The sequence below is a fragment of the Rhodocytophaga rosea genome, from assembly GCF_010119975.1.
In the GTDB taxonomy this organism is placed as follows: domain Bacteria; phylum Bacteroidota; class Bacteroidia; order Cytophagales; family 172606-1; genus Rhodocytophaga; species Rhodocytophaga rosea.
This window is the reverse complement of sequence record NZ_CP048222.1, coordinates 1,368,367-1,392,170: the sequence shown is the minus strand read 5'-3', so window position 1 is coordinate 1,392,170 and position 23,804 is coordinate 1,368,367. Positions and strand designations below refer to the sequence as shown.

16 protein-coding genes and 4 pseudogenes are annotated in these 23,804 nt (G+C 41.6%); 10 read left to right on the top strand and 10 right to left on the bottom strand.

All coding sequences use genetic code 11. From position 1 onward, the window contains the following. Positions 1 to 83 precede the first annotated feature (83 nt). From GXP67_RS05985 to GXP67_RS05975, 3 genes and pseudogenes are all read right to left on the bottom strand, one after another. Positions 84 to 2,159, bottom strand: coding sequence for a hypothetical protein (locus GXP67_RS05985; protein WP_162442302.1), 2,076 nt, complete (start codon positions 2,157 to 2,159; stop codon positions 84 to 86). A gap of 353 nt (positions 2,160 to 2,512) precedes the next feature. Further along, positions 2,513 to 5,022: pseudogene (locus GXP67_RS38195) on the bottom strand (glutaminase domain-containing protein). 443 nt (positions 5,023 to 5,465) lie between these two features. Then, positions 5,466 to 6,584 carry a Gfo/Idh/MocA family protein gene (locus GXP67_RS05975; protein WP_162442301.1) on the bottom strand — a complete coding sequence of 373 codons (1,119 nt, stop codon included), beginning with the start codon at positions 6,582 to 6,584 and terminating at the stop codon, positions 5,466 to 5,468. A 427-nt stretch (positions 6,585 to 7,011) separates the two neighbouring features. On the opposite strand from GXP67_RS05975, the gene GXP67_RS05970 reads away from it, so the two are divergent. After that, positions 7,012 to 7,833 (top strand): alpha/beta fold hydrolase, encoded by an 822-nt coding sequence (locus tag GXP67_RS05970; RefSeq protein WP_162442300.1) that lies wholly within the window; start codon positions 7,012 to 7,014, stop codon positions 7,831 to 7,833. Positions 7,834 to 8,276: 443 nt separating this feature from the next. Here GXP67_RS05970 and GXP67_RS05965 read toward each other — a convergent pair whose 3' ends face one another. The 5 genes and pseudogenes from GXP67_RS05965 to GXP67_RS37985 form a co-directional block, all read right to left on the bottom strand. Next, positions 8,277 to 8,558 carry a hypothetical protein gene (locus GXP67_RS05965; protein WP_162442299.1) on the bottom strand — a complete coding sequence of 94 codons (282 nt, stop codon included), beginning with the start codon at positions 8,556 to 8,558 and terminating at the stop codon, positions 8,277 to 8,279. A gap of 28 nt (positions 8,559 to 8,586) precedes the next feature. Further along, a complete protein-coding gene (locus tag GXP67_RS37245; protein WP_449421289.1) occupies positions 8,587 to 9,810 on the bottom strand; it encodes a HEAT repeat domain-containing protein in 1,224 nt (407 codons plus the stop codon). Between the two features lie 110 nt (positions 9,811 to 9,920). Continuing rightward, positions 9,921 to 10,706 (bottom strand): annotated as a pseudogene (locus GXP67_RS37240) (PVC-type heme-binding CxxCH protein); the annotation flags it as partial. Between the two features lie 94 nt (positions 10,707 to 10,800). After that, positions 10,801 to 11,763: a hypothetical protein gene (locus tag GXP67_RS05955; RefSeq protein ID WP_317170109.1), complete on the bottom strand. Its 963-nt coding sequence runs from the start codon at positions 11,761 to 11,763 to the stop codon at positions 10,801 to 10,803. Beyond that, positions 11,712 to 12,185, bottom strand: coding sequence for a neutral/alkaline non-lysosomal ceramidase N-terminal domain-containing protein (locus GXP67_RS37985; RefSeq protein WP_317170108.1), 474 nt, complete (start codon positions 12,183 to 12,185; stop codon positions 11,712 to 11,714). Before GXP67_RS37985 ends, GXP67_RS05955 begins: the two co-directional genes overlap by 52 nt. A gap of 419 nt (positions 12,186 to 12,604) precedes the next feature. On the opposite strand from GXP67_RS37985, the gene GXP67_RS05950 reads away from it, so the two are divergent. After that, positions 12,605 to 13,432, top strand: a complete 828-nt coding sequence (locus GXP67_RS05950) for a helix-turn-helix domain-containing protein (protein ID WP_162442298.1) — start codon at positions 12,605 to 12,607, stop codon at positions 13,430 to 13,432. A gap of 197 nt (positions 13,433 to 13,629) precedes the next feature. Next, positions 13,630 to 14,628 (top strand): alpha/beta hydrolase, encoded by a 999-nt coding sequence (locus tag GXP67_RS05945; protein ID WP_162442297.1) that lies wholly within the window; start codon positions 13,630 to 13,632, stop codon positions 14,626 to 14,628. Between the two features lie 514 nt (positions 14,629 to 15,142). Here the strand turns inward: GXP67_RS05945 and GXP67_RS05940 are convergent. Beyond that, positions 15,143 to 16,099, bottom strand: coding sequence for an SDR family oxidoreductase (locus tag GXP67_RS05940; protein ID WP_394351961.1), 957 nt, complete (start codon positions 16,097 to 16,099; stop codon positions 15,143 to 15,145). Positions 16,100 to 16,859: 760 nt separating this feature from the next. Between GXP67_RS05940 and GXP67_RS37235 the strand changes: the two are divergent. The 4 genes and pseudogenes from GXP67_RS37235 to GXP67_RS05915 all read left to right on the top strand — a co-directional run bounded on the left by GXP67_RS37235 (position 16,860) and on the right by GXP67_RS05915 (position 20,162). Continuing rightward, a pseudogene (locus GXP67_RS37235) lies at positions 16,860 to 17,669 on the top strand (arylamine N-acetyltransferase family protein). Positions 17,670 to 18,065: 396 nt separating this feature from the next. After that, positions 18,066 to 18,632 carry an alpha/beta hydrolase gene (locus GXP67_RS05925; RefSeq protein WP_162442293.1) on the top strand — a complete coding sequence of 189 codons (567 nt, stop codon included), beginning with the start codon at positions 18,066 to 18,068 and terminating at the stop codon, positions 18,630 to 18,632. Beyond that, positions 18,607 to 19,614 carry an NAD(P)-dependent alcohol dehydrogenase gene (locus GXP67_RS05920; RefSeq protein WP_162442292.1) on the top strand — a complete coding sequence of 336 codons (1,008 nt, stop codon included), beginning with the start codon at positions 18,607 to 18,609 and terminating at the stop codon, positions 19,612 to 19,614. Before GXP67_RS05925 ends, GXP67_RS05920 begins: the two co-directional genes overlap by 26 nt. 263 nt (positions 19,615 to 19,877) lie before the next feature. Beyond that, positions 19,878 to 20,162, top strand: a complete 285-nt coding sequence (locus GXP67_RS05915; RefSeq protein WP_162442291.1) for a CDP-diacylglycerol diphosphatase — start codon at positions 19,878 to 19,880, stop codon at positions 20,160 to 20,162. A 366-nt stretch (positions 20,163 to 20,528) separates the two neighbouring features. Here GXP67_RS05915 and GXP67_RS05910 read toward each other — a convergent pair whose 3' ends face one another. Then, positions 20,529 to 21,494, bottom strand: a complete 966-nt coding sequence (locus tag GXP67_RS05910; protein ID WP_162442290.1) for a hypothetical protein — start codon at positions 21,492 to 21,494, stop codon at positions 20,529 to 20,531. A gap of 270 nt (positions 21,495 to 21,764) precedes the next feature. On the opposite strand from GXP67_RS05910, the gene GXP67_RS05905 reads away from it, so the two are divergent. The 3 genes and pseudogenes from GXP67_RS05905 (at position 21,765) to GXP67_RS37225 (ending at position 23,770) form a co-directional block, all read left to right on the top strand. Then, positions 21,765 to 22,217, top strand: coding sequence for a MarR family winged helix-turn-helix transcriptional regulator (locus GXP67_RS05905; RefSeq protein WP_162442289.1), 453 nt, complete (start codon positions 21,765 to 21,767; stop codon positions 22,215 to 22,217). Positions 22,218 to 22,534: 317 nt separating this feature from the next. Then, positions 22,535 to 23,610, top strand: a pseudogene (locus tag GXP67_RS05900) (DUF3500 domain-containing protein). A gap of 16 nt (positions 23,611 to 23,626) precedes the next feature. Beyond that, entirely contained in the window at positions 23,627 to 23,770 is a 144-nt protein-coding gene (locus tag GXP67_RS37225) for a hypothetical protein (protein WP_232064984.1), read from the top strand. Positions 23,771 to 23,804 lie beyond the last annotated feature (34 nt).

The window sequence follows — 23,804 nt, the reverse complement described above, 5'->3', positions numbered from 1 at the left end:
ATTTTATGGTGTGTTCTTTCACCGAACAAATTTGGTTTTAAAACTGTCAACCTGTGTCAGGAAAAGTTCATTATCAAAGATAATTACTCTAGCCACACACATTGCGTAAATGCGCCATTAGCGGCTACATCCCAGACTTCTACTCTGACCCATTTTCTGTTTTTTAAGTTTAGATCAAACTTATAGGTTTTCTTTCCAAAGGCTTCTGTATGGGTAAGATTGATCATTTTACGGTATACCTCTTTTCCATCTCCTGAAATAACCTCAGCCACCTGCAAAGGAAACGTCCAGCTGGCTTCCAGTATGATCGTTGCTTTCCCGCCCGCAGGAAGCTTTAGTGTTTCCCCCGAACCTTTTCCATTGACTGTGAAACCGGGAAGTAACACTTCACCTGTGGTTACAAAAAACTTTCCTTTCTCCATGGCATCTAGTACTGCTTGCCAGCCTTCTTTAAACCCAGGCAGTTTCTCCATTTGCAAATAATTTACATTTAAATGCCCGTACAATTCATAATTTGGTTCAATTTTAAACAGATCTGCCTCAGCAATCACATACTTTTTTTGTCCCCAATTGGCCATATCATCCATTACATCTAGTACTCTTTTTCCTAATTTGTGTTGAGACAGATCTGCCGGCATGGCCTTCCAGGCTGCCCCAAAGAACCGGTCAGAATGATAAAATTTTTCATCTTTGTACTGATCCGGAAAGCCTGTTGAACCTTTAGTACGTGCGTGAGCGGTCCAAGCTAAGCCCTTTTCTGCTTCCAGTAGCTTTAACATATCCTCTTTACTTCCAATGCGATAAACTTTACCATACACTGAATCTTGTTCCACAAACGGTTGGCCGGAACTTCTAGCCATAACCCAATACACTGCTTTAGGAAAAATGTTCATCCAGTGTCCGCCTAAAAAATTATTGGGTTCTTCTCCAGGCAGCAGCAGAAAGTTACCACCAGAAAGCCGTTCACATTCTTCAAACAACAGTTTCAGCTCTGAAAATCTTTTTACCTCTGGCCCTTTGGGACTGCCCGGGCCATGAAATTCTCCTAAATGAACAATATTGACCCCGGTGTCGCGGAAGGCTTTCACAAAACCAGGTATCTGAGGGAGTGGTTTGTGGGTAAGCACATCATCTATGTGTTCAGTATGAAAATGACTACTCATGGTATAATATCCCTGAAGGGGCTGATAGCTATCCTGATGGGTAAACTGCTTTACTTTTTCCAGGATTTTTCCATCTTTCTCTATGCTCAGTAAGCAAAAAAAATGTAAATGTTGCTTGCTGTTAGGTGGAGCATTAAACCAGGGAACCCAGCGTCTGTCTCCGAGCAGGTCATGGCGGATACCGATACCATATCCATTAAGTGTATTCCGGTAATTATTTCCGTACCAGGTGTGTTGGAGGTTATAGGCATTATCAAGTGGGTAAAAGTATTGATGTGGAGCAGGAAATAAGGCGATGCTGCCACCGGTAGATTGGGCAATAATTGTCCGGTATTTTACCGCTACTGGTTTAGCGGCATCTTGGGAGTTTACAGGCACAGATTGCAAGTAATCCTGTGTGTCTGCCCAGAATATATTTTTCCAATCATCCGTTTTGCTGATCAATCCAGCATCATAGATGATGGCTAAAGAATCTACAGGGGTTGATAGGACAGCCGCAATATCTATTAAGGGACTTCCCTTGAATAAAGTAATTTCAAGGGTGCCGGAGAATTGACCGGCTTTTACCGAAGCAATTATAATTTGAGTTTGGGAGCCAGCAGAAACCACTTTAGCACTTTGCTTCTCAAGGATAACATTATAGGTTTGATGTGGAAGATAAGCCGTCTGATCAAAGAAAATATTCCAGCCATTCTGCTTGACAAGGTCTCTTTTTCCTACCGTAAGCAGAAAAGCCGGATCTATTGCCTTGGCTATTTCTGTGAAGTTACTGCCATCGCTTATTTGAATGCTATTAAAAAGTGGGTGTTTTTTCTCAAGATCAATGACAAACTTACCTTGAGCAGTTTCCCCTGTTGGCCAGGTCACTTCTAACAGGTTTTCATTCCTAATAATTTTTACACTGCCCTTTTTATCAAAACCAGAAAGGTCAAGAGGTATTTGGGCATGAACAAGGCTATAAATGGTTAAACAGGTAATAACAAGTATATATTTCATCTAGTGAACAATTAAAGATCAAAAAATGAGAATAAACCTTTTACAAGTCAATGATTTAGTAATAAAAAATAATTTACCGGGTTGATACAGCAATTATGATCGGGAAGTGCAGCCATTTATGCAGGTAGTATCTTGACCCATTAGCCGGATAGGTTTCCTACGAAAAAGAGAATCAGAAGCTAATCCTCAACTGTGTGAAGGCCATAACCAAAAATGTTTGTAAAAATTAAACAGGTGGTTAAAATAACTTCCCCTTTACAGAAACTAGTAGCATGGCGACAGCCGATAAAATCAGACAAATACTTCTAAAAATCTGTCTAAAAAGTGGGGGCATTGCTTTTAGTAATCACTATTTATTTTGTCTGAAGTTTATCGGCTAATATTTTAATAAAATAGCCTCCTACAACCGATCTGGCTCTAAAGCCAACCGACTTGCCATCCGTGGTTTCATGCCAGTCACTTAAAGGAATACGGTCAGCGGTCTCATCAGCATATATATATACAGGGCGCAGTATCCGGCTGAAATCCTCTCTGGTGTCGGTTAGGGTGGCTGTCCAGATGATCCAGTCGGATTTGGTGTAACTCTTACGGCTATCGAGAGGCAACCCAAATTTGTTTTGCTTGGTCAGGTAGTAGGCAATTTCCTTATCCGCTACCTGCGAAGGAAAAATGTTCAGATCCAGCAGTTGATCCCACACCAGGTTATACTTCTGGCTCCAGGTGCCCTTTTTCTCAAAAGCAAGGCTATAATGATCTCCATCTTCTGCCAAGGCTACCCATTTGCGGACCATCTCTTTCGCTAGATCCATGTACTCTTTTTCTACCTTCGCTTCCCCTAACATACCGGCTAGTTTACCATAGCTGGCTAATCCAAGAATAGCTTTAATGGAAAGGTTAGCATTACGGGCCAGGTGTCCGGCAAAGTCATCTGTACTCAACTGGTTAGCAGGATCAAAGCCTTCTTTTGTGAGAAAAGTAGCCCACTTTGTTAATGCCTCCCAATGCTTTTTAGCATACTCAGCATTCCCTTCCACCTCAGCAATAGCAGCTGTTAAGATCAGCATATTGCCACTTTCTTCTACCGGCATATCTTCCGGATACGTTTGTCCATTGGCCTGAGGATAAGTACCGACATCATGGGCAGCAAAAGGCTTGGTAAATTTGCCGCTTTCGCTATAGTAAAAAATAGGTTCCATCATGCCTTTTAGCAAAGCAGGGTTGTATAGCAGAAACAGCGGAGCAGAAGGATAGGTAATATCTACGGTTCCGATAGAACCATTACTGAAATTTTCTTTTGAAAAAAACAACAGCTCTTCTTTAGGACCTGCCACCGTTTTGTGGGCGGCAATGGCCTGCCGGTAAGCAAGCTCACAAAGCTGTGCATATTCTTCTCCACCAGCCAGCTTGGCATCCTTATATAATTGTTCATCAAACTGCCGGCACCTGGCCATCAGGCGGGTATACTCAGATTCTGCCATGGATAACATCTTTTCAGTGGTCATATCCGGATGGCGGCGCCACCAGCCACGCAGGTTTTCTCCAAAGTACTGCACCGAATACAAATCATCATAGGCAAGAATTATATGAGATTCTTTACTCCTATCCGTTACCTCTCCCAGGTCACTTACCATAGCCATAGCTTGCTCTGATGCCGGAACGGCTGGTAAGTCAGCAGGCTGGCGGCCGGAAGTTTTCCAACCCTTTGAAAATCTGTCCATCAACTCCGTCTGACTACCAAAGGCAGTATAACCGGGGGCATAGGTGCTGCCAGTAAAACATATCCCCAATCTATACGTACATCATCCCCTTTTCTGGCCAGTACTGGTTGCGAGGTTGTGCCAAGGGATAAGGCTGTTAACGGTTGCTTTTGCTCGCTACTAACTGGTATACTAAGTATTTTCTCATCCACTTTCTGATCTGGTGTATGAACTGCCAGCACTCCTGATACAGTGAGCAGCACCTGCACCTGATGCATTTTCCCATCTGTAGACTTTGCTGCATAGGTGACATAGGAGGCCGGACGGGACATCGTTTCAGGTTCATCCATCAGCAGGGGCGAAGTGAAGGTAACAGTCAGATTTACAGGACCAGCCTTAAAGAGGTACTGAGTTTGTGTGGCCGTGACAGAGAGGGATTCTTGTTGGGCTTTTAGGATATTGCCTGTCATTTTAACGGCTTGTTCATCTACCAACCCTACATCAATAAAGGAATTCCCCTGTGGATTTTTGCAATATACAGCTAATAGATTGGTACCTACTTTCAGGGTTTGTAAGGCCTCCCGGGAAATTGCTTTTGTTTCATAATCGGCCACAACTCCTTCATTTTCATAAGCTTTTACTCCATTTATGTATACGATTACGCCATCATTGTTGCTCAGGTAGAGTAACAGTTTTTCAAAGCGGGTATCTTTCAGGGTAAATGTGCGGCGTAGCCATATTTCTTTGAGCCATTCTGTCTTAGGTGCAGCCGGATGACGCTCACTTTGATTGCCAAAAGGGGCACTCCCTTTCTTCCATGTGTTCTGGGCAGCAAAGGAAGGCTTTTCCCATTCTTCTTGAGGCTTTTCTAAGATGTAGTAAGCTTCATATGGGGCTTGTTTAGCTGTTGGCAGAACAGAAGCTAATTTACTAGCCTGGGCTCCCATAAACTGATAGGTTTTCCCATCTACTTTTACCAAACCATTCAAGGGATGAGGTTTGCCGGTCCAGTGACGGGTAGGAGAATCGTTCAAACGGGTATCAAAAGACCATATACTGGTATATGGATCGATTGTTACCAGTGGCACTGCCGGTGGTCTGATTTCCTGTGCTTTCAACAGGAAAGTGGATAATAGGAGAAGGAGCAGTAGATAGGGTTTAGTCATTGGATACGAGTATAGAGAGCAATTTATCATTAAGATAAATTTTGATGAATCAACTTTGATAAATATTTGCTAAAGTAATAAGAATACATTCGGTTAGAGTCATTATAGAAAAGATTACACGCCTGTATGGTCACATAGTTGTATTTATAATTTTTATAGTATGCACATAGACAGTAGACTGAGTTACATTAACTACCCTTTCCTGAAACTCAAAAGGATGATGACGGGCTTTTTATGTTTTTATCAGACAACAAAACTGTCAACCTATCATAGGACAAGACCCTTTAGATTGGAAAAGAAAAAGTAGACCAGATTACACTGATAATTAATCGGCATTAATGGCCAATAACACATGAGTAGCACCATAGCAGATGAGCTGCTACTCAATGAGGATTACTATATACAACCAGATTCATTTTGCAGCAGCCTGTGGCTGCTTAAATTTATACCTTCAGGTCTATCTTTTTACCAGTCTTGACAGCCTGGTAAATGGCATCAATAATTGATAAGTCTTTCACTCCTTCTGCTCCGTCTACGGGAACCACCGGTTTTTTCCCTTGCAGAATGATGGCTGCCATCTCATCCATTTGCAGGGTCTGGTGAGTGATGTGTGGCTGGGTTAATTCTCCTTTATGGGTGCGGCCCAGGATGGGTCCATAACCGGTAGCAGGTTGCAGTTCGGCAAATCCTTTGTAGCCATTCAGGAAAAATCGATCCAGGTTGTTCATGGTGTAGGTAGACAAACAGGAGGCCATTGCTCCACTGGGGAAGCCCAGTTGAAACTGAATGGTTTCGTCAACGCCTTCTTTGAATTTAGCCCGATCCGTTTTGGTTTCCTGCGCAGTTACCCAAATTGGTTCTTCTCCTAGCATATAACGGGCTCCATTAATGGAATAAATGCCAATATCCATCATGGCTCCCCCACCTGATAGTTGCTTGTTTAACCGCCACTGGCTGGGATCACCTATTGTGAAACCGGAAAGCCCCTGGAAGAATAACACTTTTCCTAATTCACCTTCTTTCCGCATACGGATGATCTCTAGCGTTTTAGGTTCAAAATGCATCCGGTAGCCTACCAGTAAATGTACGTTGGCTTTTTTGCAGGCATCCACCATTTCTTTTCCTTGTTGCGCATTTATTGCCATTGGTTTTTCGCAGATCACATGTTTGCCGGCTTTAGCTACCCGCAAGGTCTGTGGGTGGTGGAGGGCATTGGGGGTGATAATATATACGGCATCAATGTCAGGGTTATTTTTTATCTGGTCAAAATTCTCGTAGTTGTAACAGTTCTTTTCGGCAATTTTATATTTGCCTTGCCATTCTTTGATTTTAGAGGGTGTGCCACTGATCACTCCGGTTAGTTTGGCCATTTTAGAAGACTGCATGGCTTCGGCAACCCTTGTTCCATAACTTCCAAGGCCCATAATGGCTACCCGTAGCGCAGATCCCTGATAAGGTTCAGTATATAAATTTTCCGGAGTATAGGAAGGTAACAAAGGCAAAGCGAGGGCTGAAACAGTAATTTTCTGTAAGAAATTACGGCGGGAATTCTTAATAGTCATCTGGTTTAGTGTGTTTTGGTAAATAAAATAGTTGGAAAAGCTTTCAATATACAAAATGTTTGAAGGCGTAACTAAATCAGATGTAAAATGGAGTTTCCACTCAAAATGGAGAGTAGAAAGAGAGCAGACCTACAATATAGTTCTTTTATAAGTTACCCGAAAAGGGTAATAGGTGTAAACCCATATCTTGTAGGCATAACAATCATCCCTCAATTATTATTTTTTAGGGTTGACTACTACCCATTCTCTATAATACTATTGTTGCACAGACGATCCCATACCTGAACAAAAGCTTATAATTTACTGATAAATAATAAAGAATTTATTGGATTATTTATATAAAATGACTCTCTATACATGCAAAAGCATATATTTAAAATTGCATTTCTATAACTACTATTTACCCTACTAATTAACCCCTAACACTATGAGCAAGATTCAAGTTAAAGATGGTACGGAGATTTACTACAAAGATTGGGGAAGCGGCCAACCCATTGTTTTCCATCACGGTTGGCCACTATCAGGCGATGACTGGGATGCACAAATGATGTTCTTCCTCAAGGAAGGTTTCAGAGTTATTGCTCATGATCGAAGAGGACATGGCAGATCTAGCCAAACCCCTGATGGGCATGATATGGATACCTATGCAGCCGATGTAGCTGAGCTTACTCAAGCCCTTGATTTAAAGAATGCCATACACATTGGTCATTCAACCGGTGGAGGAGAAGTGATTCGCTATGTAGCTAAGCATGGACAAGGCCGGGTAGCCAAAGCCGTGCTGATCAGTGCTGTAACTCCTCTTATGCTGCAAACTCAAGCTAATCCTGAAGGGATTCCTCTGTCTGTATTCGATGAAATAAGGGAAGGTACAGCTACCAGGAGGCCACAATATTTTCAAGATTTTACCTTGCCGTTTTATGGATATAACCGTGAAGGGGCAAAGGTATCCCAAGGGATACGCGATAATTGGTGGAGGCAGGGAATGATGGGGGCTATAAAAGCTCATTACGATTGTATCAAGGTTTTTTCAGAAACAGATTTTACACAAGATCTTAAAAATGTAGATATACCTGTACTAGTGATGCATGGAGAAGATGACCAAATCGTTCCCTTTGAGCTTACAGCTGTAAAGGCTGTCAAACTGTTAAAAAATGGCAAACTTGTTTCTTATCCAGGTTTTCCTCATGGTATGCCCACCACAGAAGCGGCAACAATAAATAAGGATCTGTTGTCTTTTATCAAATCTTAATGAATATAGAAGCATCGATCCAATACAGAAGCTGTCATTACTTTTGATAGCTTCTGTATTGAGTTATAAAAACAGCCCTTTTATTGAATCTTTATCTATGGGCAAGAGAGAAAGGAATAGCTACCAACTTTTACTTCAATAATATTTCCCTTTGGCCATATTGACTTGGATATGAAAATAAAAAGTGTTGACAACTTATATCAGGAGAAGACCGCTTGATAAAGTGCCGGAAAACAAATATAAAGTTCAAACCAACGATACAGGATTGTATTCAATATACGCCACTAGTAAATAGGCTAACCCCCTTATTTATCTGAAAACTGAGAGCTAATGGCTGTATACTTAAAATATCATACTATTATTAGTTCATACTTGAGGAGCCCAGTACGTGCAGTAAGCTGACCCGTAAACAGGGCCTTTCAGGATCATACATTTACCGCACGCTATACCAGCAGGAGGGGGAGCCAGAGGTTACAATTGCTACATTGCATATCTGACATAGGCGAATCTTTTACATAGCCTAATTTTTGGCGTGCCTGCATATCTTTTTCACTCACTCCGGAAAAGTCAGTACACGCATCCGCAGCAACAGTTGGTTTTTCCTCTTGTTGTGAAGTCTTTCTCTGATTGCACCTGCTTAGCATCAGACCACCACTTAAAAACATGGTACTTACATATATATACTTTTGAAGGAATGTTCGCCTGGAATATGCTTGCTTCATCATTAGTAATTCAAATTTTTTATTACTCTACTTATTTGCTGATAGTTTCGATAGCTGCTTTAGCCTCGCTCGTAGAATCAGCCTGCAAGCGTTGTAATACCTGTTTCAAATGGGCATCTGCTGTAAGTTTATTTTCAGATTTTTTCAAACCTTTCTCCAACCCTTTTAAACCTGCAAACTGCCAGTTTTTTTCTTTCATTTGGTCTTCAGCGGCTAATAATTGTAAAAAGCGGCTGACTTCCCCTTCCCGGTTACGGGAGCCAATTACGTAGGAAAAATCTTCCAGGAAGGCGACTTTTTCTGGGGTATCTCTGCTGAAAAATGAATGCTGTTTCAATAGCAATTCCAGCAAGTCAAGCGAAGATCCGGCATCAGCGCTTAATACAGCCATTCTAAACCATGGATTTTGTCCGTATCTCTCTAAAACTTTTGCTAAGGTTGGGGCTGCTTGTCGAGCAGAAAACGCTCCCAGACTCAGACTTGCCTGCAAGGCTACCCTGGCTGAGTGATCATCTACTTTTTCTATAATTAAAGGCAAACATTCCGGATAACGCTCAGCCAGGATGATTCCATATTCCCGTACGCCAGGGTGAGTGTCCTGCATGGCCTGTTTAACAAGGGTGGCATCCAGCGCACCTAGCCCTTCCAATGCAAAAAAAGCATGCAAACGGGTTCTTGGGTCCTTATTTTCTCTAAACATGGTTTTTAAAGAAGTAACAACAGATGTATCCAGACGTTCCAGCAAAAGTCTTTGTGCCTGAAGGCGCCACCATTGGTTGGGATGAGAAAGATTCTCTACCAACTCTAGTGTCTCCATTTTCTTCATATTTGTAAACGCCTTCCTCTTCGATCTGTCATTTTTTGGCACAATACGGTAGATTCTTCCATACTCACTTCCTCTCTTGAAGTCCATATCTTCCTTCAGATCATCCGGAATAGACACAGGTGTTTCAATATGTTGTCTATACATATCGATTACATATAAGTAGCCATCGGGCCCTACAGTAAAATTGCACGGACGAAACCAGGGGTCAGTGGAACTCAAAAACTCTCTGTCTTTCTCTGCCAGATCACGCGATGCAATAAAGGTGGCGCTGGTATCATGCCTCGTAATAATGTCTCTATGGACTAGATTACCAGCCACATCTCCTGTAAAAATGTTGCCATAGAATGTTTCAGGAAAAGCATCTCCCGCATAGAAAGTTGCGCCGGAAGCCCCGGTAAAATGATCATCTGCGTATTCAGTTCTATCCAGTTTTTGTTCCTTATATTGTATGTTCCGGCGCTTTGTACGTTCAGCGCGCCAGTAAGGGGTGGTGTCTGCTGGAACATGTCTAGTTCATGATCAGAGATATTTTCCACCGCATTGATTGAAGGTAAGTACGGATGCCTGTGTAAATATCTCCCTGGAATAACTGCTTGCCGGATGTGTAAGGTGTTCTGTGTGATGAACCGGTGCCCAAAGTCATCAAGCGCCTGTCCAAACTGGGCAGGTCCTGTTTCCAATTCAAATTCTCCCCGGTCAAGACGAAACCTAAAATCTGCTCCCCGCATGGAAAGCGGTGCTGCCTCTGGCTTTCTGCTAAAAGTTACGCTGCCATCCTGTCCATGATTAGAAGCATAGATCCAATTATCCACCCCAAAGCGGAGATTAGTAATTTGTGCTTCTGAGTTATTCTCAAAAAATCCAGTAAAAAGCACTTCTCTGGTATCTGCACGAAAATCTTCATTGGTATCTTTCAGATACAGTATATGGGGTGCAGCCGTTACCAACAGTCCGTCCTTCCAGGGTAACATACTGGTTGCTTCTGAAAGGCTATCGGCAAATACGATGGATTCATCTATCCGGCCATCGCCATCTTTATCTACAAGCTTACGGATGCGTCCGGTGGCTTTTCCAGGTTCGGGTTTATAGGGATAATCGGGCATTTCTACCACATAGGCATTTCCTTGCTCATCAAATATCATTTCAACAGGGTCCTTCACAAAGGGTTCTGCGGCAAATAGTTCAATAGTAAATTCATCGTTGAGTTGAAAACTGCTTAATGCTTCTTCCGGCGATAATGGATCTGTATAATGTTGTTGCTGTTCAGAACAGGAAACAGAGAGAAAGATTAAAAAAGGCAGCAGGCCAATAAAATGATATTTCATCTGTCGGTGAATCAGGTTTGTTGTTTTCATTTTATATAATTCTTTGCCCTATTTTACACAATAGCAGCCAATGTGTGCTGTAGTTCCACTGGTTTTATTTGACTTTTTGCAACCCAACTTGCTCGGCTAACCGCATGATCTCTCCGAATATGCTTGCTTCAATAGTGGGTGCCCATTTGCTGGGTAATCCGTAAACCATTTGTGAGGATTCACCTTCGTAGCCACCTTCTTTGAGTATAGTTGAGGAGGGAATATACGCCATCACATCATTAGAATAACCCAAGACAAATATATCCGGACCAAAGATTCGTTTGAGTTCGATGGCATACCCTACCACAAGTTCACCTCCCAAACTAATCAGGGTTTGATCACCAAGTTGCCAGATCTGAACCGGATAAGGATAGCTTGTTTTAAATGATTGTCCCTGCTCAATTTGCTTCACCAAACGTGTGGCCCATCGTTTCTGATAATCGGAAGAGGTTTCAGCTATTTTTAACAATTCTTCTTTCGTTGGCGGACTAGTTAACGACAATTCTACTTCGGAATATGCCGTTGCGAGTTGAGGCGGGAGTTTACGCATATCTTCAGCCAGCACTCTTTCCACCGCAGCAGCCAGCGTTTTTCCATATTGCTGGGCTAAAGCCACTGTCCGGCGAGGCAAAGGATTTTGATCTGCACCAGCTCCTTGAAAAAATAACGCTGTTACACCCGGATATGACTTTTCTAATTGTAACTGGGCAAAGCCAGCATAATCTCCCGACCACTGATAGCCATTCAAAACGGTGTTGTGACAGGCATACCCAAAGGCAACAGCCATTAATTTACCCTTTTCATCTATCACTTTTAGTACAGGAACTGCATAATCGTTTGGGCCTTTTAACTCGTTCTGCTGGAGCAATGTTGATTCATTGTTATTCCGCCTGTTCACCTGAAAGCGGGTAACTCCATTTTGTGCATAGAGCTGTACTGGTTTCAAAGCCTTCAAGGCATTTCCAACTAAAGACACTATCTGGTCAGCCAGCTTACTGGAGTATTGTTCAATTTTCTTCTGCTGCAATGCGTCCAGGGATATATGTCTAGCAGCGCACCCTGTAACACCGGGCCAGAGTGCGTATGTGAACTATTGAGTATAACCTGCGCCCTGGATAACTGATACTTACTTTCTAACTGGTTGCGGATGTGGTGGGATAATTCCTTGGGAATTCCCAGTAAATCTGCGGTAACCAATACAGCCCGTTTACCACCTGCATCTTCTAGTACTAAAGCTTTTGCCCACAACTCATGTAAGGTACCTTCAGAAGAATGGTCGCGGTTTGCATAGCCTGCCATCCACATCGATTGTTGAGGTGTAATTACTACCCGGGCTACCCCCGCTTTCCATCCAGCATGACCTCCTTGCAGCTCATCGAGTGCCTCCGCATGAAGATAGGTCAAGCTGAAAAAGAGAAATATGACTGGAAGTGAAATTAATGTCTTCATTTTCGTGTTTCTTAGATCGTGTAGCGCCTTTTATGAACTTTTCAAAATTTAAGTATAAAAAATAGGTAAGCCTGCCTTTAAAGTAAAGCAATTGATTGAGCAAAACAAGGTAGCGGTTTACGATGAATTCCTCCCAATAAATAATACTTAACATAAGTAAAGCCAGCCTTATCCGGTTATAGGTTGACGAGTAAATAAACCTCCCCTTTCGTGATACGCTTTTGTAGAATAAAATCAGAATTCTGTTGGCTCACAAAGAACTGGTGTAATGGCCAGGCTTTATTGACCAAATTTGATTGTGAATAATGGGTTTTTCTATATTTCATTGAACCACTTTTCAGGAAGTTATTCAATGAACAAATGGGTAGAAAGTGGCGTGAAAGGGTTAACTTTAGCAGATTAAATAACCATCATCGGATATGCTCCTGAAAGGTTTTTTGCCCAGCCCCCTTCTGCGGGAGTATCTGGAAAACATCGGTATTGTCCATCTGGTATTTCCTCCCAATGAACCTGTTCCGGTGAAAGCTTATACGCCCAAGACCGGCGACTCCATTGAATTTTTTCTCCGGGACCCCGAATATGTTGTATATCCGGGAGAACACAAAAAAACCAAAAGGCCACAGGTTTTCATCCATGGCCAACACACCTTCGTGACCCATCGGTATGTGGGACGGGAGTTTTTATACCTGAATATCAAGTTTCAACCTGGGGTTTTATACCGCTTAACCGGTATTCCCTCCTACCAGCTGACCAATACCTATATCGATGCCGAAGCTGTTTTTTCATCAGAGATAAGGCAACTGACGGAACAATTAAAAAATGCTGAATCGTATGCAGAAATGATTGAACGGGCCGAATCCTTCGTATGGAGGCTGGTCAGGCGATCCCAAAAGGATGCGCACGGCATTGACCGGGCGGCTCAATTTCTACTACAGCATACAAACCCTGTTTCGATGGATTGGCTGGCGAATCAATCCTGTTTGAGCCAGAGGCAATTTGAGCGCAAGTTCAGGGAGCGGATGGGCATACCTGCTTCCCTGCTGGCCAGGATTTCCCGCTTCGACAAAGCATTCCTGATGAAGAAGGCCCACCCCAAAAAGGACTGGCTGAGCATTGCCCTTCAGTGTGGTTATTACGACTATCAGCACTTAGTCCGTGATTATAAAGTTATTACCGGGCTTACTCCTCCCTCTTTTTTTGGGCTTGACAATCAGGCACCCGAACGACTTTTTGGCTTACACGAATAATATGTTAAGGAAAACTTAAAAAGTCGTTTTTGTACCACTAATCGTTACAGGAAACTTTTCACTTTTGATGCAGGAAACTCATTGCCCGGCATGCTAATATGATAATGCCATAAATCCTATACTGTTGGTATTGATACTACAGCAATCGGCGAATGAGAAGCCATCTATATTTTGGAATACCCCTTCAAATTTCATGTATGAAACTAATAATTATCCTAAGCTTTTCCTTTTTGCTGAACCCAGTGCTGGCCCAAGAAAGCAGAAAGGGAAAAGTTATTGTAGAAAGATTTCTGGCACCATCTCTTCAGGGAAACCGGGGTGGTGAAGACCCCATGCGCCGGTTGACCATTTACCTGCCGCCCGGTTACCAGGAAGGAGCCCGGCGGTATCCCGTTTTCTGTTTTTTACATGGTTTTTTGGTCAATGATAGTTTAATGATGGTCTATAATCGGTTCAAGGAACTAATGGATATGGCCATTCTGAGTGGCAAGTTACACCCCATGATTTTAGTCTTGCCGAGTAGCGACACTAAGTTTGGCGGGAGTTATTATACCAATTCAGCGCTGACGGGAAACTGGGCCGATTACATTGGAAAAGACGTTGTCAACTACATCGATCAGAACTATCGTACCCTGGCTAATCGTAATAGTCGAGGCCTGTGCGGGCATTCCATGGGCGGCTATGGCGCCTTAAAAATAGGTATGCTGTTTCCCGATACCTTTGGTGCTGTGTATGCGCTCAGCCCAGCCACCCTGAACTGGGCTGCTGAATATAGCTTGACTAATCCTGCCTTTAAAGGGATGGATTCGTTCCGGAATGAATATAGCGCCAAACAAATAACAGATGAGTTACCCCAAGGGAAACGGGAGAAGTTCTATATCCAGCTAATGGCCGACCTGGCCCGAACCTATTCGCCCGACGAAGGCAAAAACTTTCTCTCAGCAGCTATGCCTGTTACGTTTGTTGGCGACAGTATGGTCGTCCATAAAGAGATCCTAGCCAAGTGGGAAGCTAATTTTCCAGTAAATATGATTGATCAGCATCTATCAGCCCTGAAACAATTAAATGCCTTAAAAATAGATTGGGGCCGGAACGAAGAATTTCCTCACATTCCAATCACTTGCCTTCAATTCAGTAAGAAATTAGAAGCAAATGGGGTAAAGCATTTTGCTGAAGAATACATAGGGGTCATATAAGCATGATAGGAGGTTTTGAGGGAAGGATCTACAATGAAATGATCCCTTTCTTTGACAAGTATTTAAAATCTGCAGATAAGACAAAGCCTGTATCAAAATAATGATTATAAAAAGGGCCAATCAAAAGGTTTACAATCTCAAAAGTGTAGTTGCAAAAGCCTGCCTGAGGGAATACACCTACGCTACAAATCTTTATTTTGCTTTGTTGTACCCGCTCAGGCACTCTTGAAATGATTTACTCTGGCTATACATGCAATCATAGTCCAAAAGCCTGCGAAGAGTTTTGGGCTACGATTGCCACCACATCCATTTCCTTACACAAAAAGCAGCATACATTCTTGTCAGGACCCTGTTTTTAAACATAGACTTAAGAAGAATATAACCAATTTTGGTTTCAAGAAAGAGGTAATTCATTTATCCCCTTTCTTTATCTACAGACAACTCCTGTAAATTTCTTATTAGCTTATGTTTATACAATAAGCTGCCTGACAAAATTTTTCCCCAATACCTTATATTAAGGTTGACCGCCGCCGCCGGTAGCTCCATAGATTTGCCCTATGGCATAGCTTGCATCACTGGCGGCAAGTTGTACATAAATGGAAGCTAGTTCTACCGGCTGACCAGGCCTGCCTAGTGGAGTATCCCCTCCAAAGCCTTTGAGTTTTTCCTGTGTGGCTCCCCCGCTCACTTGCAAAGGAGTCCAGATGGGTCCAGGGGCTACTCCATTGACGCGAATCCCTTTTGGGGCTAGCTGTTTGGCAAGGGATCTGACATAATTCGTGGTAGCCGCTTTGGTTTGGGCATAGTCGTATAGATCGGCAGAGGGATCAGTGGCTTGCTCAGAAGTAGTACCAATGATAACTGCCCCTGGCTTTAGGTGGGGAAGGGCTGCTTTAATGATCCAAAAGGGAGCATAAATATTGGTTTTTATTGTTGCATCAAATTCTTCGGTGGAAATATCAAGAATAGACTGCTTAGCTTGCTGTCTTGCCGCATTACTCACCAAAATATCTAGGCCTCCCAGCCCCTTAACGGCTTCTGCTACTAGTCTTTGACAAAAAGCTTCTTCCCGGATATCTCCAGGAATGGCAATGGCCTTTCGTCCGGCTGCCTTTATCAGGGCAATCACTTCACGGGCATCCGGCTCCTCATCCGGCATATAATTAATAGCTACATCCGCTCCTTCCCGTGCATAAGCAATGGCAGCCGCACGTCCCATTCCGGAATCCCCTCCGGTGATCAAAGCCTTACGTCCCATCAACCGGCCGGAGCCTTTGTAGCTTTTCTCGCCATGATCGGGCACAGGGTCCATTTTGGAGGCAAGCCCGGGCCAGGGTTGAGATTGACTTTTGAAGGGTGGTTTTGGGTACAAAGTGGTAGGATCTGTGAGAGCTTGCACATCTAATGGGGATGGTTGCTGAGCTTGTGAGGCTGCAAACACTGGTGGGGCCACTACGGAGGCTAAACTCATTCCTAGGCCACCAATAACTTGACGTCTGTTAATTTTACTTTTTTCTTTCATTACATTAAGCTGGTTTTATTTCAAATTTGAACTGAGAACATATCTGTTAAGTGGGGTTGAAAAGGACAAAAGGTGAGAAATAAGGTCTAGTTCTTTACTCCTTATTTGATAGGATTTATCTTTACAAGGGCAATAAAAGTTAATCGTAATTCGGTATGAAATGTTGCCGGTTAATGAAACCTTCTTATGGTTAGGATTAAAAATGCAGATAATGTTAGGGAGTAGAACTAAAGCAGAATATATTACTATAGCATCTGTAGCGCTTAAAGATTATATATGTTTTTTGCAGTTTTAGTATCCACGGTTATGTTTACCTATTGGGCATATTACAGAATAGTGATCAAAAAAGAGAAGCATGCTTGGAGGGATATAGAATGGGCAGCAATAATTGTGTTAGTGTTTTTACTTGCCCTCTATGTTATAGTAGCACATTAGTATATCCTGTTTTTATCAAGGTTAGTTACATTAACTACCACTTTCTGGTAACTGGTAATCATTTGCTGCTTGTTGATATTTATTTCTAAACTGGATCAATTGCAAGAAGATTTACTAGGATAGTATGGATTAAGTATAAGGCAAGCCTAATTAAAAATGAAACTCAAGTAATGAGCCTACACGCCCCTAGTTCTGCTTCCATTTCTCAAGATGACAAAATTGTATTATTTTTCTCAACAAATATAAAGACTCCTCCAGTTACCCGGCTACTTTAATGCAGATGCATGAAGCCACAGCTGCGAATGGTCTTACTAGCAGCCAAAAGAAAATGGACAAACATTCTTATTTAAAGCGAATCGCTTATCAGGGACCACTTGAGCTAAGCTTAGAGGTGCTTTGTAGCTTACATCAGTACCATATGCTAAATGTTCCCTTTGAGAACCTGGATATTCACTATGGGAAAGAAATTATTTTAGAAAAAGAGGCTATCTATCAGAAAGTAGTAGAAAATTATCGAGGTGGGCTTTGTTATGAATTAAATCTACTCTTTCATTGGTTATTAACACAGATTGGCTTTGAAAGTAAAATTATAGCGGCTCGTATTTTTGATAGTCAGTCAGTAGTAGGACCAGCCTTTGACCATATGTGTATAATAGTGGAGCATCAGTAGTCCTGGTTAGTGGATGTGGGATATGGTAATTTATTTCTACGACCCGTCGCCATTAAAGAAAATGAAATTCAAACCGATGGTCAGAATTATTTCAAGATAGAGAAATATTCGGCTAGCGAGTATATATTGCTAATGTCAGCCAATAAAGTAGATTTTACTCCCAAGTATGTCTTTAGTACAAAATCTCAACCGATAACTAACTTTATCCCACTTTGCCGGGATAAGCAAACCAAGCCTACTTCCTATTTTGTTAAAAACAAGGTTTGTACCAAGCCAACACTAGATGGGCGAAGCACACTATTTAATCAAAAATTGATTCACAGAACGAAGGAACAGCAATGGGAATACATGATTAAAGAGGAGAGCCAGTTAAGAAATATATTAAAAAGTGAGTTCAATGTAGTGATTTATTAACGTAGGAGTTAAATTAACTTCCCCTTAGTGGTAACTATAGTATTAGTTATCAATAAATTAGTGCTTACTCTTTTAAGGGATCTCCATATTTCAACTATTTGTCGCAATCACCCCTTCAATTGTCAGAATTCCCCTGTACTCAACTGCCACAATTCTACTATTTTTGGACCGGTAAAAGCAGCCGTTGCGGCAATCTCATAAAAACTTAAAAACAAAGAGATGTTGAAAATTATTGTTGCAGGCCTTTCTCAGAAGATTTCATTATGCGAATCGACAGACTGTATGCAACCCTTTTGTAGCAAATGGAAAGAAGAAATGTGAAGCAGCAGGTGGCCTGCCTCATCACACAATAAATAATTATCAAATCAATTATTTCAAAGATCGTTCACTTTCACTATGAACAAGCATGTGCTTTTTATATTTGGGGGAGGAGGTAAAGAAGATTATGCCGCTGATGCGACACTGGTTGCTTCTTTGCAAGAGGGCTTAGGAGAAGCCTATCTGGTGCATTACCCGTTTTTGCCCCATGAACAAACAAAAGATTTTGGGCGGAAAAAGCAAATCGGCAGGCACATTTCCTACATTAAAGGCGAAATTATGTTGGTGGGACACTCGCTGGGCGCTTCTATGCTGTTGAAATACCTGTCGGAGACCAGGATACGAAAAAGGATAGCAGGCCTTTTTCTGATTTCTACTCCTTTCTGGCGTGGGCAGGAAGACTGGAAGCAAGGCTTTATCCTGCACAAGGATTTTGCGGATAAGTTACCCAAACATGTTCCCCTTTTCCTCGATCATAGCAAGGATGACAAGGAGGTAGCTTTTGATCATCCTGAGCTGTATGCAAAATGTCTTCCTAAGGCAAGGGTGCGTGCAATACGTAAAGGTGGCCATCAATTCAACAACGATCTATCAATGCTAGCCAAGACATTGAATCCCTATGAAAATCACAGCCTATGCCATTAAAAACAAGGGTGGGAAGGCCCAGCCCTTTTCCTATGAAAGAAATCTGGTTGCAAATGAGGTTTTAGTCAGAATCACGCATTGTGGTATGGCCAAAGGAGACATTCAGGGGATAGAAGATGAGTGGGGCGACACAACATTTCCCCTGGTGCCAGGTCACGAAATAGTTGGCCTCATTGAAGAAACAGGCCGGCAAGTCACTACTTTAGAAAAAGGAGATCGTGTGGGTATTGGCTATCAGCAAGAAGCTTGTTTTACCTGTACATATTGCAGGGAAGGAAACGAGCAGTTTTGCCCTGATCAGAAAGTGATTGCCGTTGATTGCTATGGAGGTTTAGCAGAATATATAATTGTTGATAGCAGATTTGCCTTTAAACTTCCCTCAATCCTTGACCCGGCAAAATCAGTTCCTTTGCTATCTTCAGGTCTTACGGTTTACACAGGAATCATAAGGGCAAACTTGAAAAAAAATTCTATAGTGGCTGTGTCAGGGGTAGGAGGGCTCGGGGAGTTAGCCACGCAATTTCTTGATAAAATGGGGCATAAGGTCTTCGCTTTTTCACATTCTCCGCAAAAAAAGGAGTTGATTCATCAGTTAGGAGCCCGGTATATAGATAGTTCAACTCTAGATAGTCAAGCAGAGCTGCATAGGAAATTTGACTTTATTCTCTCCACAGTAAATGCAAATTTTCAGCTGGACACCTATCTAAAAATGCTCAAACCACAAGGCAAGTTATGCCTGGTAGCCCAGACACCCGATAAGCTATCTATGAGTGCCGGACTCTTGTATGATTACGCGCAACGAACTATTTATGGCAATTATACGGGTAGTCGACAAGCTATGATGGATATGTTAGCTTTTGCAGCAGAACATGCGATTGAAAGCAGGGTGGAGGTGATTCCCTTCTCCCAAATGAACGAGGCCATAGAAAGGGTGAAGGGGGGAAAAGTTGCCATGAGAGTAGTATTAGAACAGGAAAAATAAAGAGGCAATCATAGGAGGAAACAGTAGAAATTAATAAAGTGCCTTGTGAAAGTTATCAGAAAGGGGAATTTTATATACTGATAGTGGTAAAAACCCTTGGATGAGCAAGCCCTCAATAATCATTTCATGTAAGAAAATTAAGGTTTTCGTTACCTTATATTTCTCATGCATTTACTTTTTGTGTCTGTAAGGCATATATAGCTACTAAAGCTAAGACATTGGGCAGGTAAGGTTTGGTAATAATTATATTAAAACATCTTTGTATGCAAGAAACTATCACACGTAAAATCTTTGGGAAAGCCATCAGCTATGAACTACATATTGAAGAAAGCCAAAGGAATCAGTATCAAATCCACTTGTCTTGTCTTCAACCTAGATTGTACCAGCAGATGCTGAGCAATAGCCCAGCTTTGCTTGAAAATCAGCTGGTAACCATTGTCAAGGATGCTGCTTATAAGTTTACTCCACAGATAGACTTTCAAGAACCCTTCTTTATTGATTGTTCCCACAATGAGGTATGCCTGCAGGCTAGATTTTCTACTAGATAACTAGCTTTTGATTGGATAGAGGAGACATTGACTCGTTTTATACACTTTTTGCTTGATGATAAAGCCTTTCGCATAAAATGTGAAAGGCTTTTTTGCTTGGAGCAAATCGGTCTTTTCTTCATATAGGGTAACAAAATTATCTATCTAAAATTCCTATCAATAGGCGGCATAGATTTATGAAACATATTCTTTTCCCTCTTGTCCATATTTATAACTGTATTCAATTTTAAAAGGGCAGTCACGAAAATGTCCCTTTGTGTTAACTTAAAAATAATACTTATTACCCTTGAGCTGCATCTATTCTATATTAGCTTCTATTCAAAAACAGGAGCAGGGCAGGTATGTGAAACAACTTTTCAAGAATAATTATCTGCCTAATTCGGCAATCAGGTGTTGAAAGACATGGAAGGCAGGTTTAGGGGAATAATTATCGTACATAATGCCAAATTGATAGAAGATATTGGAGTTTGTAGAATCGGCATCTCTTAAATCGAAGAGTTCATAAGTGGTTATATTGAATTGTTCCTGTGCTTTATGGATAGAACGGATAATTATCTCGAGCACTTGGGCCTGCTTTTGCTCGGATCTTTCCGGTGATGTAGGCCATCCATTTTCAGTAATATGAATGGGCGTGCTTAGGGCAATTCCAGCTTCTGCAAGGTTGATATTTCGGAAATGGTTCAAGACCATATGAATGGCCTCCGGCAAGTGTTCTACAGCTACAGCACGAAACACATCAGGAAAAAAATCCAATCCCACATAATTCAATGACTGGTAAAACTCCTGTGAAGCAAGTAATTGAATTTCCCGCCAAAAATCATAAGTAGGGTCAAAATTTGCTACGCTATTAAAACCAACTGCTATATCAAGATTCAACCGTTTAACTTCTTGTTTAGCTGCAATCACTCCGCTTACTACCGCTTGTCGAACATTGATAGAATCCCCATCTACTGCCGGAATTCTATGTAAATTCGGTTCTTCGGTAAGCTGTATTTTAGCTAAATACCTTCCATAGATAGTAATTTGATGTTTCACAAATTGAGCCCAGTCATCCATATCTCCATTTTGGGAGTGATAGCAGAGGACCAAATCAAGTTTACGATTAGGGGCAACATATTGAATGGGGTTAGAAGGCGTAATATTTTTACAAACACCTTTGCCATAATACCCTACATAACAACGAATTAAAAAAATCTTGCTTTCCCCCTGTAACGTATTAAGTGCCTCTATTATTTTTTGTGGATTATCCGGGTTTCCTTTCGTTAATTCAGGACTTGAATCAGTACCAGTGGCTCCACCAGGATAAATGCCAAAAGTTAAATGGGTAATCATATTTGTATCTTTTTAGTCATTATATCAGTAAATATATAACTAAAAAGATATAAATACTACAAAATAAGAATTATTTATTTATATTTATATCCATTTAGATATAAATATAAAGTGATTATGAATAAAGCGGTTCAACTTTTAGTAGCATGGGATGAATTTGATCAACTTTATCCTGAGGCAGATCTTGATCAATTTTGCCGGTATTACTTGGCTAAAAAAGAGCACCTGAAAGCAAATTACCAAAATAGCCAAGGTTTACTCTTGAAAATAATGGGACGGATTACAAGTGCGTATAGTTTGTATCATCGGGCAGCCATGAGCAAAACTAAGTTACCTTCGCCGGAAAGCTTTTACTTTCTGAATGGGCTGGCTCATCTGGGAGAAGTAAAAAAAACAGACCTGATCAATTATCTCTTTTATGAATATACTACCGGGATGGAAGTGATCAGTAAATTACTCAAAGACAATCTAATCCTCGAAAAAGTAGACCTTGCCGACAAACGGGCGAAGCTCATTAGTCTCACAGCAAAAGGCAAGCAGGTTTTGAATGGAAGCTATATCCAGTCAGCAAAAGTGAGTGAAATGATTTTCAATGGGATGAATAATGATTCAATTAAACTTTGTATTGAGTTGTTAGTAGACATTGAAGAAAAGCATTCTAAATGGGTGCCAGAACTCAAAAACAAGGAATTTGATGAAATGTACCATACTATTTGCAAATAAACATAGCGCTAATCAAGGTATTGTCATAGAAGCCAAGTAAAAATATAGCAATACAATGCTAGTGATGAACTACTGAAAAGCTTTAGGTGACTTATTGCAGAGAAGTTAGCTTGAGTAGTTGGCTGCGCTTTGAAAGTGGAAGATGCCAAGGGAATAAATTCAGAATACTGATCCTTGAGTTTCAGCAAAGGGGTCTGGGTGTTGCACAACGTAAAAGAATATAAAATAAAGAACAAGAGCTTGCTGAATAGGAAGTATTTGAACTTTATTTTTTGGATCAAGTATGGAGTTAAAGAGTTTTTGCAGATTATAGGCACATGCCGCTCTTGCTTGTATATGGTTCTCTGATAGGCTGTCAGCAGGATAATTCCTCTACTACGCCTGACTCGTCGACCTTAATTACATCAGTACTGTCTAACACTACCTCTACAAATACAAGTTGCTCCTCGCAGACTGGACTAGCACTAGTAATTTTTTTAGCGGAAGCCTTTAAATCCATCCTCGATGCCACGCAGCTATCCACCGTTCAACTAACCTATAGTAAAGCTAATGCACAGCGTTGGTCGAACCTGCCTGAAGGGCTCTACAGGAACCGGGTGGGGCTAAATCTGGGAGCACTTAACGAAACTCAACTGGCTGCATTCAGAGACATGATGATTGCTGTACTTAACACTACTGATGAGGACTATGATGCACTGGTGGGCAATTTAGTAGCCGACGATTACCTGAACTCAAATGGCGGGGGTTCGGATTATGGAGCCGGCAATTTCTACTTAGCCTTCTTAGGTACACCTTCCACCAGTGGACTTTGGGAATTACAATTTGACGGGCATCACTATACATTTGCTAATACCTATAATTCTGGTAGCATTGCAGGTGTTACGCCTTCCTTTCGGGCTGTTGAGCCGATGGCAGCCGTGACAGCTAATAGCAGAACCTATCAGCCTATGGAAGGTGAACGGCAGGCTTTTGCTGCCATGCTGGGCGGTTTAAGCAGTAGCGAAAAAAGCACGGCTAAACTTTCCTCGTCATTCAATGATGTGCTGCTGGGGCCTGGAAAAGATGCGCAGTTTCCTACAACCAAACAAGGTATCCGGGTAGGTGATCTAAGTGCCGACAAAAAACCTTAGTACTGAATGCCATAAAATTATATACCAATGATCTAGATAGTGAAACAGCCGCCGCATATTTAACTAAATATACTTCTGAACTAAATGAAACCTATATTGCTTATGCAGGATCAACAGCCGTTACGGCTCAAAACGACTACATTCGTATAGATGGTCCGAGTGTCTGGATTGAGTTTTCCTATCAGGGTGGTATTGTAATTCGAAACACACCGCATCCGCACTCCGTTTGGCGTGACCGTACCAGTGATTATGGCGGCAATTAGCCTAATATATTCTTAGATGAAGAAATGGTTTGCCAACATGAGCCTTTGGGGCGGATGGCTCATGGTTTTTATAATAATCTTTCTTGTGATGAGCTTACCCAACGCATCTAAGGCTCATCCCATTCCCAATGGATTGATGCAGAAGTATAAATTCCTCTAAGTGAACTTCAAGCTGCATTAGGCCAAGTGTTTAA